The sequence below is a fragment of the Rhodococcus huquni genome, assembly GCF_055231055.1.
The window spans coordinates 91139-104402 of record NZ_JBUYWE010000005.1; the positions used below are offsets into that span (position 1 = coordinate 91139).

The 13264-nt window shown below is 63.4% G+C and carries 14 protein-coding genes; 10 read left to right on the forward strand and 4 right to left on the reverse strand.

The genetic code is table 11. From position 1 onward, the window contains the following. Positions 1-9: 9 nt before the first annotated feature. Positions 10-1479, reverse strand: a complete 1470-nt coding sequence (locus tag ACZI8R_RS11620; protein ID WP_463379770.1) for an aldehyde dehydrogenase — start codon at positions 1477-1479, stop codon at positions 10-12. 106 nt (positions 1480-1585) lie between these two features. Here ACZI8R_RS11620 and ACZI8R_RS11625 point away from each other — a divergent pair, with 106 nt between their 5' ends. Beyond that, a complete protein-coding gene (locus ACZI8R_RS11625) occupies positions 1586-2467 on the forward strand; it encodes an SDR family NAD(P)-dependent oxidoreductase (RefSeq protein WP_463379771.1) in 882 nt (293 codons plus the stop codon). Here ACZI8R_RS11625 and ACZI8R_RS11630 read toward each other — a convergent pair. Continuing rightward, the gene (locus tag ACZI8R_RS11630; protein ID WP_463379772.1) at positions 2454-3047 is read right to left on the reverse strand and encodes a TetR/AcrR family transcriptional regulator; all 594 of its coding nucleotides are present in this window, start codon (positions 3045-3047) and stop codon (positions 2454-2456) included. The two genes, ACZI8R_RS11625 and ACZI8R_RS11630, sit on opposite strands and share 14 nt — an antisense overlap. A gap of 86 nt (positions 3048-3133) precedes the next feature. Here ACZI8R_RS11630 and ACZI8R_RS11635 point away from each other — a divergent pair, with 86 nt between their 5' ends. The 9 genes from ACZI8R_RS11635 to ACZI8R_RS11675 all read left to right on the forward strand — a co-directional run bounded on the left by ACZI8R_RS11635 (position 3134) and on the right by ACZI8R_RS11675 (position 12039). Beyond that, the gene (locus ACZI8R_RS11635) at positions 3134-4366 is read left to right on the forward strand and encodes a cytochrome P450 (protein ID WP_463379773.1); all 1233 of its coding nucleotides are present in this window, start codon (positions 3134-3136) and stop codon (positions 4364-4366) included. 65 nt (positions 4367-4431) lie between these two features. Further along, the gene (locus ACZI8R_RS11640; RefSeq protein ID WP_463379971.1) at positions 4432-4992 is read left to right on the forward strand and encodes a TetR/AcrR family transcriptional regulator; all 561 of its coding nucleotides are present in this window, start codon (positions 4432-4434) and stop codon (positions 4990-4992) included. Between the two features lie 5 nt (positions 4993-4997). Next, complete coding sequence (locus tag ACZI8R_RS11645; protein WP_463379774.1) at positions 4998-6200, forward strand: cytochrome P450; 1203 nt, start codon at positions 4998-5000, stop codon at positions 6198-6200. Then, entirely contained in the window at positions 6193-6996 is an 804-nt protein-coding gene (locus ACZI8R_RS11650) for an SDR family oxidoreductase (protein ID WP_463379775.1), read from the forward strand. The genes ACZI8R_RS11645 and ACZI8R_RS11650 overlap by 8 nt, the downstream gene beginning before the upstream one ends. Continuing rightward, positions 6993-8339 (forward strand): cytochrome P450, encoded by a 1347-nt coding sequence (locus ACZI8R_RS11655; protein WP_463379776.1) that lies wholly within the window; start codon positions 6993-6995, stop codon positions 8337-8339. Before ACZI8R_RS11650 ends, ACZI8R_RS11655 begins: the two co-directional genes overlap by 4 nt. Then, the gene (locus ACZI8R_RS11660; protein ID WP_463379777.1) at positions 8339-8545 is read left to right on the forward strand and encodes a ferredoxin; all 207 of its coding nucleotides are present in this window, start codon (positions 8339-8341) and stop codon (positions 8543-8545) included. Before ACZI8R_RS11655 ends, ACZI8R_RS11660 begins: the two co-directional genes overlap by 1 nt. Continuing rightward, complete coding sequence (locus tag ACZI8R_RS11665) at positions 8542-9105, forward strand: Cif family virulence factor (RefSeq protein WP_463379778.1); 564 nt, start codon at positions 8542-8544, stop codon at positions 9103-9105. Before ACZI8R_RS11660 ends, ACZI8R_RS11665 begins: the two co-directional genes overlap by 4 nt. Beyond that, entirely contained in the window at positions 9099-10343 is a 1245-nt protein-coding gene (locus ACZI8R_RS11670; protein ID WP_463379779.1) for a hypothetical protein, read from the forward strand. Before ACZI8R_RS11665 ends, ACZI8R_RS11670 begins: the two co-directional genes overlap by 7 nt. A 64-nt stretch (positions 10344-10407) precedes the next feature. Continuing rightward, the gene (locus tag ACZI8R_RS11675) at positions 10408-12039 is read left to right on the forward strand and encodes an acyl-CoA synthetase (RefSeq protein WP_463379780.1); all 1632 of its coding nucleotides are present in this window, start codon (positions 10408-10410) and stop codon (positions 12037-12039) included. A 43-nt stretch (positions 12040-12082) separates the two neighbouring features. Here ACZI8R_RS11675 and ACZI8R_RS11680 read toward each other — a convergent pair whose 3' ends face one another. Beyond that, positions 12083-12493 (reverse strand): DNA-binding protein, encoded by a 411-nt coding sequence (locus ACZI8R_RS11680; protein WP_463379781.1) that lies wholly within the window; start codon positions 12491-12493, stop codon positions 12083-12085. Between the two features lie 100 nt (positions 12494-12593). After that, positions 12594-13259: a GNAT family N-acetyltransferase gene (locus ACZI8R_RS11685; RefSeq protein ID WP_463379782.1), complete on the reverse strand. Its 666-nt coding sequence runs from the start codon at positions 13257-13259 to the stop codon at positions 12594-12596. Between the last annotated feature and the right edge of the window lie 5 nt (positions 13260-13264).

Below are 13264 nucleotides of genomic sequence, written 5' to 3' on the forward strand. Positions count from 1 at the left end.
GTGCTGTGTCTATTGCGCGGGAGCCGCGACTAGCTTCGTTTCCAAGTACTCCTCGAACCCGGCCACGCCCATCTCACGGCCGATTCCCGACTGCTTGTAACCGCCGAAGGGCGCGTCCGCCGAGTACCAGACTCCGCCGTTGACGCTGAGTGTTCCGGTGCGAATCCCGGTGACGACGCGTTCGACCCGCTCCGGATCGGTGCCCCATACCGAACCCGACAGGCCGTAGGGCGAATCGTTGGCGATGCGGATCGCGTCCTCGTCACCGTCGTGCGGAAGTATCACGAGGACGGGTCCGAAGATCTCCTCCTGAGCCACTCGGGCGTCGTTGCTCACTCCCGAGATCAGTGTGGGGGAGACGAAGAATCCGCGATCCTTCCCTTCGGGCCGTGTTCCGCCGCACTCGATGGTCCCGCCCTCTTCGACGGCCAGCTTCAGGTAGCTCTCGACGCGATCGCGCTGCTTTGCGGAGATGAGTGGCCCACATATGGTCCCGGGCGCGTTGGGATCGCCTGCGGCAAGCCCCGAGAGACCCTTGGTGGTGGCTGCGATCGCCTCGTCGTACTTCTCACGCGGGACGAGGAGCCTTGTGGTGATGGCGCAACCCTGCCCCGCGTGCGTCGCGACCGTGAAGGCTGCGATCGAGCAGGCCCCGGAGACGTCGGCGTCGTCGAGGACGACGAAGGCGGACTTACCGCCGAGTTCGAGGAACACCTTCTTCAGCGATTCGGATGCCGCCGCCATCACCGCCTTGCCGGTGGCGGTGGACCCGGTGAAGGACACGAGGTCGATGCGGGGATCGGTGGAGAGTTGGGCGCCGAGTGCATGATCGCTGGACGTGACGATGTTGATCACGCCCGCCGGAATGTCGGTCTCCTCCGCGATCACCTTGCCGACGAGGGCGGCGCACCAAGGGGTGTCCGGGGCAGGCTTGAGTACGACTGTGTTGCCTGCCGCGAGCGCCGGGCCGAACTTGGCGAAGTTGATCTGATGAGGGAAGTTCCACGGGGTGATGGCGCCGACGACACCCACGGCTTCCTTGAGTACCCGCCGATGCGTCTTGATTCCCATTGGGGACGCGATACCGAGATCTTGTTCCCACTCGTAGGATTCGGCCAGATCGGCGAAATAGCCCAGGTCCGCGATCGGGCCCTCGAGTTGTGGACCGCTCGTGAGGAAGCGGGGTGCACCGACCTCGGCGATGGTGATATCGCGAAGTTCGTCGATGTGGCCCTGCAATGCGTCCCGTAGTTGTCGAAGACACCCGGCGCGGAAGGCATGGTCTCGCGACCACGAAGTGGTGTCGAAGGCGCGACGAGCCGCTTCGATCGCCGAGTCCATATCGCCGGCATCGGCATCGGCGGCGCGACCGATCACCTCTTCGGTCGCCGGGTTCACGATGTCGAAGACGCCCCCCGCTCCAGGAACGAGCTTTCCGTCGACGAGTAGGGCAGAACTGTCTGTCGGGCGCAGAGTCATGCGTCACCGCCTTCATTTCTGGACATGTGTCTGGACTGTAGTATGTTCACCTGTAACGCGCAATGGTCACAGTGGAAAGCTGTTGCGGCACGGCTTGATCGGAGGCATGGTGACGAGATCGAATGTGCTTGCTGGACGCGCAGCAGTCGTGACGGGGTCGAGTAGGGGGATCGGGCGGGCGGTTGCGCTCGCTTTGGCCGCGGAGGGCGCGGCTGTGGTGGTCAACGGCAGGGTGCAAGAGGCGGTCGACGGTGTGGTTGCCGACGTCGCTGCGGCCGGTGGTCAGGTGCTCGGGGTGGTCGGTTCGGCCGCCGACGAGTCGGTCGCCACCGGTTTGATCGAGAGTTGCCGCGACAATTTCGGGTCCGTCGACATCCTCGTCAACTGCGCGGGCGTGAGTGAGCCGCGCGGTTCGTCGATTCTCACGATCGACACCGCCGAGTGGCGCGAGCTCATCGATGCGCACCTGAACACGGCCTTCTTCACCTGCCGGGCCGCTGCGCGCGTCATGTCCGAACAGCAGAGCGGATCCATCGTGAACACCGGGTCTTTCGCGTATCTCGGCGACTACGGCGGTACCGGCTACCCGGCGGGGAAGGGTGCGGTGAACAGCCTGACCCTGGCGATCGCTGCCGAGTTGAAGGGCGTCGGTGTACGGGCCAACGTCGTGTGTCCCGGGGCGAGGACGCGTCTGTCGGAGGGGTCGGACTACGAGGAACACATCGAGGAGTTGTACGAGCGCGGGATGCTCGACGAGGCCACCCGCTACGGGTCACTGCATCCTGCGCCGGCTCATTACGTTGCGCAGTTGTACGCCTACCTCGCGAGCGATCTCGCAGCTGGTGTCACGGGACAGATTCTGGCCGGTTCGGGCTGTTTCGTGGGGAAGTTCGAGCGGCAGGCTCCCTCCTTGCTGGCCTACCGGGATCACGATGTCGATCCACCGTGGACGCTGCAGGAGATCGAAGGCTTTCTCAGACGGAAGTGATCCCGACCGAGTTCAGGGCGCCGTCGCGCACGGTCTCGTAGATGGCGTCGACATCCATCTCGCCGCCGAGGAAATCGGTGATCTCGAGCATGGCGAACCCGTGCAGGGCAGCGAAGATTGCGACGGCAGCGGAGAGAGCGTCCTCCTGCTCGACACCGCACGATCGAAGCATCGCCACGAGTGCGACATTGCCGTCGAGGGCGGCGAGGACGAAGGACTCGCGATTGGCCGGAGCCGAAGTGAGTGCCAGATAGCGCTTCGGATGATCGGTTGCGAATCGGCGGTGAGCATCCGTCAGTGCATGCATTCCGTCCGCCCCGGATCTGCCCATGGCCGCCGCACGAAGGACCTTCCCGAGTTCATCCATGGTCTGGACCTGTACTGCGCCACGGACGTCGTCGAGATTTTTGACGTGGTTGTACAGGGAGGCGACCGCGACCCCGACTCGTGCGGACAGGTGCGTCATCGACAGCTGCTCCCACCCCTTCTCGTCGATGATCGCGACGGCGGCGTCGACGATCTTGGACCGGCTCAGGGTGCGCGTTCGTTTGCGCGGTGCGTCTTTGTGCTCTGCCGTCATATTTCGAGCATATCCGTTTTCTTCTCAAACGAATCTATGTAGTTTATATAGAACATGTTTCACTCGGCGAACTCGAGGTGGGAAGAATGAACGACCCCGTCGTGACCGGCGCACGCACCCAGCGGCCCGATCTCAAGGATCCCGACGTCTACCTGGAGGGGGTTCCGCACACCTTCTTCGGTGAGCTCAGAAAGTCCTGTCCCGTGTACTGGCAGCCGGAGGAAGGCGGCAGTGGGTTCTGGGCAGTGACTCGCCACGACGACGTGGTGGCGGTGTCAAGAGACATCGAGACATTCTCGTGCGCGGTCGGCACGACTCAATTGGACGACTTCGACGAGGAGACCAGGGCCAAGCAGGCTGCCATGCTCATCAACCTCGACCCTCCCGAGCACACGCGTCTGCGCAAACTGGTCAGCCGTGGCTTCACTCCGAGGGTGATCGCGAGCCTGGAGGAGCACATTCGGAAGATCTGTGTCGATCTGGTGGATTCACTCGTGGAGAAGGGGGAGGTGGACTTCGTGCAGGAAGCGGCAGCGCCCCTGCCCCTCGAGGTGATCGCGGCGTTGCTCGGTGCTCCACGCGAGGACGTGGGAAAGCTCTACGACTGGTCGAACCGCATGATCGGGTTCGACGATCCCGACTTCACGACGACGGAAAGTGACGGCGAGATGGCGGCGATGGAGATATTCCTCTACGCCAACGAACTCGCCGCGCAGCGGCGGGTGGAGCCGAAGGACGACATCGTCACCGCGCTGGTCGCGACAGACGAAGACGGTGACGTTCTCACCGAGATGGAACTCGACATGTTCTTCGTGCTTCTCGTGGTCGCAGGCAACGAGACGTCACGCAATGCGACGGCCGGCGGGATGCAGGCGTTCATCGACCACCCGGAGCAGTGGCAACTGCTTCGGGAGAATCCTGATCTCGTGGGCAAGGCTGTGGACGAGGTTCTGCGGTGGGTCAGCCCGGTCATGGACTTTCGGCGGACCGCCACTCGGGATGCGTTCATCGGAGACCAGCCTGTGAAGGCGGGGGACAAGGTGGTCGTCTTCTATCCGAGTGCGAACCGTGACGAGTCGGTGTTCTCGAATCCGTTCGAGTTCGATATCGAGCGAACTCCCAACTCGCACCTGGCATTCGGTGGTGGCGGCGCGCACTACTGTCTCGGGGTGCACCTTGCGCGACTGGAATTGAAGATCCTCTTCGAGACGATGGCCGAGCGTATCGACCGCGTCGAACCGGTCGGTCCCGTGCGGCGCCTGCGGTCGAACTTCATCAACGGCATCAAGGAGATGCCGGTTCGGATCCACGCCTGTTAGCGGAACGCGGTTTTCGTTGCTGCGGCACCCGAACTGTAGTAGCGTCCAGACACGTGTCCAGTAATATGAATTTCGAGTCCACGCGTCGCCGTCTGACCGAGAAGCAAGCCGACACCGTCGATCGTCTGACGAAGGCGGCGGTCGAGGTTCTGCGTGCAGAAGGGTTCGCGGGACTCACTGTTCGATCCGTCGCGAGCATCGCCGGCGTGGCGCCTGCGACGGCGTACACCTACTTCTCGTCCAAGGAACATCTCGTGGCCGAGGTGTTCTGGCGCCGGCTTGCCGCATCGGAGCCGCCCACCGCAAATGGCAAGGATCCCGTGGTCCGCGTCGTTGCGGTACTGCGCGACACTGCCCTCCTCATGGCCGACGAGCCGGAACTTGCCGGAGCAGTCACGAGCGCACTGCTCGGTCGCGACCCCGACGTCGAGCATCTGCGTGGACGGATCGGGCTGGAGATTCGCCGACGCCTCTCCGACGCGCTGGGGGACGGCCACGACCCCGATGTGCTCGAAGCGCTCGAACTGCTCTATTCGGGTGGCCTGGTTCGCGCCGGCATGGGGTACGGCACGTACGAGAAGTTCGCCGATCGATTGGAAACGTCCGCCAAGCTCATATTGGAGTAATCGCGATGACAACAGCGTCACTGAGGTTCGACCCGTACGACTACGACTTTCACGAAGAGCCGTATGCGATGTATCGCCAACTCCGCGAGGAGTATCCGCTCTACTACAACCCGGACCTCGACTTCTGGGCGTTGTCCCGGCATGTCGACGTAGCGGCTGCGTTCCGGGACAGTAAACGGTTGTCGAGTGCCAACGGCGTCTCGTTGGATCCGGCTGCCTACGGTCCTCAGGCGCACAAGACGATGTCCTTCCTCGCGCTCGACGATCCGCGACACATGCGGATGCGCCAGTTGGTTTCTCGCGGATTCACCCCCCGCCGGGTGAACGAGCTCGAGGGCCGGATTCTGGAGTTGACGGATCGCTACCTGGATCCGGCGTTGGAGGCGGGTGACTTCGATTGGATCACCGAGGTCGCAGGAAAGCTCCCCATGGACGTCATCTCGGAGTTGATGGGTGTTCCCGAATCCGATCGAGCCGAACTACGAAGGCTCGCGGACCTGGTGGTTCATCGCGAGGACGGGGTGCGCGACGTACCGGTCGCTGCGATGGAAGCGTCGTTGTATCTGGTCGGCTACTACGCGGACATGCTGGCTGAGCGCCGCAAGAAGCCGGCCGACGATCTGACGTCGGCACTGTTGGAGGCAGAGATCGACGGGGACCGGCTCACCGACGACGAGATCATCGGCTTCATGTTTCTGATGGTGGTGGCAGGTAACGAGACCACCACCAAACTCCTCGGCAACGCGCTGTACTGGGGTTCGAAGAACCCGGACCAGGTTCGCCCCGTGTTGGACGATCCCGAGAACGTTCCCGCCTGGGTGGAGGAGACGCTGCGGTACGACACCTCGAGTCAGATCGTCGCGCGCACCGCAGCGGAGGACATCGAGTACTACGGAGGAACCATCCCCGCAGGCGGCAAGGTCCTGATTCTCATCGGTTCGGCCAATCGCGATTCCGATGCCTTCGAGGACGCGGACGAGTTCCGGATCGGCCGTGACTCTTCCACCAAGATCGCCAGTTTCGGCGGCGGCACCCACTTCTGCCTCGGCGCCCACATGGCGCGGCTCGAGGCGAAGATCGCGCTCACACGATTCGCCGAGAAGGTACGTGAGTTCGAGGTCGACGAGGCCGGCGCAGAACGAGTTCATTCGACCAACGTGCGGGGCTTCTCGAAGCTGCCGGTGAAAGTGAAGGTGCGCGGTGCCTAGGTTCGAGCCCAACCCCCAGCGGCGTCCGGCGATCGTGAGCGGAGCATCCTCCGGGATCGGTACCGCCACGGCGTACGCGCTGGCGCAACTCGGTCACCCCGTAGCACTCGGAGCCCGAAGAGTCGCCGAGTGCGAAGCGATAGCGGAGAAGATTCGCAGCAACGGCGGAGAAGCGTTCGCCCACCGCCTCGACGTGACCGATACGGCATCGGTGGACGAGTTCGTCTCGGCCTCCGAAGAAAAGCTGGGCGCAACGGAAATCGTGTTGTCGGGTGCGGGTGATCTCGCGTTCGGGCAGGCACACGCGATGGATCCCGACGACTTCCTCACCCAGGTGAACGTGCACCTCGTGGGTGCTCAGCGCCTCGCGCACCGGATCGTCCCGGGAATGATCGAGCGCCGGCGCGGCGACTTCGTACTGATCGGCTCCGACTGCGCCGATTCTCCGCGGCCCAGAACCGGCGCGTACAACGCCGCGAAGACGGGCCTCGAAGCCATGGGCCGCCAGATGCGGATGGAACTGGAAGGCACCGGCGTTCGCGCATCGATCGTGCGGCCCGGCCCGACACAGACCGGTATGGGAATGGATACGACCCCGGAGATCATCGGGCCCGTACTCGAGGACTGGTCGAAGTGGGGCTTTGCCCGACATCCCTATTTCCTGCGTGCCTCCGCGATCGCGGACGCCGTCGCGGCCACCGTATCGGCGCCGCGAGGCTCACACATCGTCTTGACCGAGGTGCAGCCGGAGGCCCCGCTGAGCACCCAAAAATCTACCCAGGAGGTCGACCGATGACCACTGCGCCGCGCGTATCCGGTGGGCAGACCGAGCACGGGCATCTCGAAGAGCTTCGTACCGATCCGATCGCGCTCATGCGGCGTGTGCGGGACGAGTGTGGCGACGTGGGTGTGTTCGAACTCGCGGGCCGTGATGTGGTGCTGCTTTCCGGTGCCGAGGCAAACGAGTTCTTCTTCCGCTCGAACGACGAGGATCTCGACCAGCAGGCCGCGTACCCGTTCATGAAACCGATCTTCGGGGAGGGGGTCGTGTTCGACGCCAGCCCCGAACGCCGCAAGGAGATGCTGCACAATCAGGCACTTCGCGGTGAGCAGATGAAGGGCCACGCCGCAACGATCGCCGCAGAAGTCGACGATATGGTGGCGAAGTGGGACGACGAAGGTGAGATCGACCTTCTCGACTTCTTTGCCGAGCTGACCATCTACACGTCGTCGGCCTGCCTCATCGGCAAGAAGTTCCGAGATCAGCTGGACGAGCGCTTTGCGCGTCTGTATCACGAGCTGGAGCAGGGCACGGATGCACTCGCATTCGTCGATCCCTATGCGGACATCGAGAGTTTCCGCCGACGTGACGAGGCCCGAGTCGAACTCGTCGCGCTCGTGCAGGACATCATGACGGAGCGAATCGCGAATCCTCCTCAGGGAAAAGAAGATCGCGACATGCTCGACGTTCTCGTCTCGGTCAAGGACGACGAGGGGCGCGAGCGCTTCAGTGCAGACGAGATCACGGGCATGTTCATCTCGATGATGTTTGCGGGGCACCACACGACAAGCGGCACTGCGGCATGGACGCTGATCGAGCTACTCCGGCACCCGGACTTCATGAAGCAGGTGGTGACCGAGCTCGACGAGCTGTATTCGGACGGTTCCGACATCAGTTTCGGGGCGCTCCGCCAGATTCCGAACCTCGAGGCCGGCCTCAAGGAAACTCTTCGTCTGCACCCGCCGCTGATCATCCTGTTGCGGCTCGCTCGCGGAGACTTCGAGGTGGCGGGCTACGAGATCGCCGAGAACGATCTGGTCGCGGCCACCCCGGCGGTGTCGAATCGGATCCCGGAGGATTTCCCGAACCCCGACACGTTCGACCCAGGGCGGTACATCGACCCGAATCAGGAAGACATCGTGAACCGGTGGACCTGGATTCCGTTCGGTGCGGGACGCCACCGTTGTGTCGGTGCTGCTTTCGCTCTGATGCAGCTCAAGGCCATCTTCTCGATCCTGCTGCAGGACTGGGAGTTCGAGATGGCGCAACCCTCGGAGTCGTACCGGAACGATCACAGCAAGATGGTGGTGCAGCTGGCGAAGCCGTGCACCGTCAGGTACCGGAAACGGAGTAAGTGATGAATGTCGAGGCCGACCTGGACCTCTGTCAGGGGCATGCCATGTGTGAACTCGAGGCGCCCGACGTCTTCGAGGTTCCCAAGCACGGACAGGTCGAGATCCTCGAGAAGAACCCACCGGAGTCCGCCCGCGCCGAAGTCGAGAGTGCTGTGCGGTTCTGTCCCACCCAGGCATTGCGCCTGCTCGAATCGAATGGAGACGAATGATGACGGAAGAGAAGGTCGGTTTCGATCGGGCAGAGCTCGACGAGATGGTCGAGAAGTGGATCGACGAGAACAAGCGCTGCGAGTCCATCGGCGACTGGAAGCCGTTGGCGGACATGTACACCGAAGACGCCACCTACGGGTGGAACTACGGTCCGAAGGACGACTTCATGGCCGTGGGGCGTGAGGAGATCCGCGAGCTCGCGCTCGGCCAGGAGATGCAGGGACTCGAGGGGTGGCAATACCCGTACCAGCAGTTCGTCATCGACGAGCGCACGGGCGACTGCATCGGATTCTGGAAGCAGACTGCCGACGAGACCCGCGAAGACGGTTCGCATTACCAAGTGAACGGTATCGGTGGCAGTTGGTTTCGTTACGGCGGGGACTTCCAGTGGTCGTGGCAACGGGACTTCTTCGATTTCGGCAACGTGTCCGCCCTGTTCCTGGAGATGATCACCGACAACGCGCTGTCGGATGGAATGAATGCGCGCATTCAGCGCTCGACCAGCGGGCGTCTGCCGGGGTGGTATCCGACCGGAAAGGCGCCGGTCTCGCTGTGGTGACGTCCTCCCGATTCGAACGCTTGTCGCGGCCAGAACTGGCCGTCCTGGTCCGTGAACTGTTGCTGTGCGGACACCTGATCGATCGGTCCGGAATGCCGCACCTGATAGGCGCTTTCGGCCGCGAGGGCATGACCGAGGTCGCCATCGAGGAGTGGATGGCGGCGAGCCCCGTCTACACGAAGCGGATGCAACGGGCGCTGGATTTCGAGGGGGACGGCGTGGACACCCTTTTCAAGGGTATGCAGATCGAGATCGGCGCGCCGCCACAGTTCATGGACTTCCGGTACAGCGTGACCGATCACGATCACGGCGAGTTCTGGCTCGATCACTGCGGTGCACTCATGGACGTCGAGCCGATGGGCGACGAATACGTGACCGCTATGTGCCACGACGTCGAGGATCCTACGTTCGATGCCACGGCGTTGGCGACCAACCCTCATGCTCAGGTCAGGCCGATCCACCGGCCGCCACGTCGTCCCGCAGACCGAAACCCGCACTGTGCGTGGCAGGTGACGATCGATCCGGACAACGAACCGCAGCCCTTTCCACCTCGAGCCGAGACTCTCGGCGCTTCGGCGGCGGGCACCGTGGTGCTGACGTCGATCGACGGGAGCGAGGACGGTCGGGGAAACTACAGCGGCCCACTGCTCGGTGACGTGCGGTTCGAGGACTTCTCTCGCTCTGCGCTGATACGTATCGCGGAAGAAGTCTGTATCCAGCAGCACCTTCTGGCGCTCGGCTTCATGATGGCGGTGCGGGCGCGTTGCGACGAGGATCAGTCTCTCGAGATCGCCCGCAAACAGCTCACTGGAATAGCGGGTCTGACCGCAGAACGGATTCGTGACGCACTGGAGCTCACCGGCGACATGAACGGACTCGCAACGGTGCTGGCACTTCATCCCGCGCTGAACCCGCATCAGTACGTCGATGCCGAGATCGTCCTCGGAGATCGAATGACGGTTCGTCTGGGCCGGGGTTCCGGTGCGGACGACGACGGTGGATGGCCGTCGTGGATCACCGCAGAACACCTGGGGCCCCTCGTGGCGTTGGTTCGGGGTGTGAATCCCGCATTCGACGTTCGAGTCGTCGAAGACCTGCCACACTCCCTGGTTACAGAGATCGTCGTGGGTGAGGCGCCGGTGAAGGAGGCTTCCGAGGTGGCATTGACGAGATTCAGCACGGGCGCGGGTTTCGCCTTTTCCGATCGTGGGATCTCGCTACCGCTCACCGTTGTGTAGTGACTCCAGTGACTGTGCAGTGCCCGACTCCATAGACAATTCTCGTTAGAGAGGACCCGATTTCGTGGCGTACAACCTGGCTGACCTGTTCGAGCATTCGGTCGATCTGATGCCCGATCGTGTTGCGTTGATCGATCCGTCCAGGGAGGTGACCTACCGTGAACTCGAGGAGCGCTCGAACCAACTCGCGCACTACTTCCTGAGCATCGGGCTGGGGGAGGGCTCTCATATCGGAATCCATCTCCACAATTCGATCGAGACGATGGAGGCGCTGATCGCGTCGTTCAAGATTCGAGCGATCGCGATCAACATCAACTACCGCTACACCTGCGACGAACTGCAGTACGTGTACGACAATGCGCAACTCGATGCCGTCGTCCACCACCGGATCTATGCGCAGCAGATCGCCGAGGTGCTTCCGGAGCTACCGAGGATCGCTACGACGATCGTGGTCGAGGACGATCTCGGCGGCGCCGGACTCCCCAGTGAGTCGGTGGCTTACGAAGATGCGCTCACCGGTATGTCGACCGGTCGAGACTTCGGCGAGCGCAGCAGCGAAGATCATTTCATCATGTACACCGGAGGCACCACCGGACGGCCCAAAGGCGTCGTCTGGACCCAGGAGGGTATCTGGCGAGTGCTCGGCGGCGGCCTCGACTTCTATACCGGCGTATCGATAGAGGACGAGCACCAGCAGTCGCGTGTGGGCTCCGAGGCCGAACCGTCCCGGTGGTTCGCGTTGCCCCCGCTGATTCACGCCGCGGCGATGATGCCGACGTTCGCTGCGCTCTTCAGCGGTAACACCGTGCTCCTCGACTCGAAGTTCGATCCGCACCGTGCCTGGAAGCTGGTGGAACATCACCGGATGCAGATCATGATCATCACCGGCGACGCGATGGGTAGGCCGCTGATCGAGGCTTATCGAGAATCCGAGGTGGACGTGTCGACTCTCGTTGTGGTCGCGTCCGGCGCGGCCCTGTTCTCCTCGACGATCAAGGACGCGTTCCTCGAAAATTTCCCCGGGATCATGGTGTCGGATTCCATCGGATCGTCCGAAACCGGCTTCGGTGGAATCGGATTCGCGAGCAAGGGGCAGAAGCAGGTGGGCGGTCCGCAGGTACCGGCCGGGCGCTTCGCGATGGTCGTCGACGACGACAACGTTCCTGTCGAACCGGGGTCGGGAATCGAGGGCTGGTTCGCGAAGGGCGGCTACGTGCCGATCGGGTACTACAACGACCCGGAGAAATCTAAGGAGATCTTCCGTGAGGTCGACGGAAAGCGCGTCGTCGTGACGGGAGACCGTGCGCGAATCGAGGCGGACGGATCGATCACGTTGCTCGGCCGCGGGAACATGGTGATCAACACCGGCGGTGAGAAGGTGTTCGCCGAGGAGGTCGAGGGAGTCGTCAAGGCGCACCCCGACGTCTATGACGCGATCGTGGTCGGCGTGCCGGACGAGCGTTGGGGTCAGCGCGTTGCCGCAGTCGTGCAGGCTCGCGGCGATGCGGTCGACTTCGCGGGACTCGAGGCGCACGCGCGAACAAACCTGGCGGGCTACAAGATTCCCCGTCTCGTGTGGGTGGTGGAGACCGTAGAACGCACGCCGAGCGGCAAGCCTGACTACCGCTGGGCGCATGCCGTCACGGAGAAGTCCGGGCCCGCGCACGAAGTGGGCTCCGCCCCTGTTAGTGGTTAGCGAGTCCAGAGACTCGCCGGGCGCGCACGGGGCGCGGAGCGCCCTACGTCGTGCGATCGACCAGTCGTTCGTAGCGTTGCCGGGCCGCCTGGGTGCTTCCCAGGCCGAGGCCGAAAGCGATGTCCTTCCACGTCATTCCGCGTTGGCGGGCGACACTGAGCAACAGGGCCTCGAGTTGATCCATGTCCGAGCGGGCGCGCGGCAGCAAACTCAGAGCGGCAGTGATGTCGGTGTCGTCGACGGGGGCTTCGTCGGGGGAGAGCCGAGTCGAGCCGCCGGCAAGGGCTGCCACCACACGAATCGCGCCGAGGGGTTCGAGCATCTCGGTGTGCGATTGGCGTGCGCGCTGCTCGGGGGTGGCGCCGTGGCGCTCGCCGATCCGAAAGAGTCCCTCGTACTCGCGGTGTGCACGTTCGCGGCCAGGGTCGGGCGGGGTGAAGGGGTCGTCGGTCATGTGACAAGACTCCGCTGAAAACGGGAAGTTGTCAACTATTTGTTGTGAACAAAACGTTCACCGGACGTTCGGCAGTGCCAGGAACGTCCGGTGAACGACGTCAGGCCGGCGCGCGGACCACGAGAATCGTGCCGGGGAACTCGGCGGCCAGTTCCCGTCGACTGTGCTTGATGGCAGCTGTGCCGTAACCCTTCTTGCGGGACTCGGGCGCGATCCAGATCGCTACGTCGACCTCGCGCCCGGACAACTCTCCGAATACGAGTCCTACGCGGGACGAGTCGGAGGTGTCCTCTGCTACGAACCACGCGGCGGATTCCTCGTCGACACGGCCGATGCCGGCCGTGCGCTCCTTCTCGATGCGATCCTCGTTCCACGGGGTACCCGCGTCGTCGGTCTGTTCGGCGCAACGCTTGTGAAAGAGTTCGGCATCCTCGGAGCTCTTCGTGAAGGGTCGCAACCGGAACTGACGACCCGTGCTCGCCGGCCGGTCGACGGCGGTCCACTGCAACGTGGCGTCCAGGTCGTCGAGTTCGGCCTGGGTCTTTCGCCGCTCTTCCTTCGTCAAACGACGGAACTGAAGGTTCAGTACCGCATTGGCGTACGCCTCCGAGGTGTCCAGAAGCTTCGCCACCGTGCGTAGGGCCTGGCCGTGATCGTCACTGTCGACCACGGCATCGAGAACCTCGTGGCGACGTTCGAGCGCCCGGAGCAACGCTGCGGTGAGCTCGCGGCGGTCGTGGATCTGATCGTGATTCTGTGTGCTCATGTGTG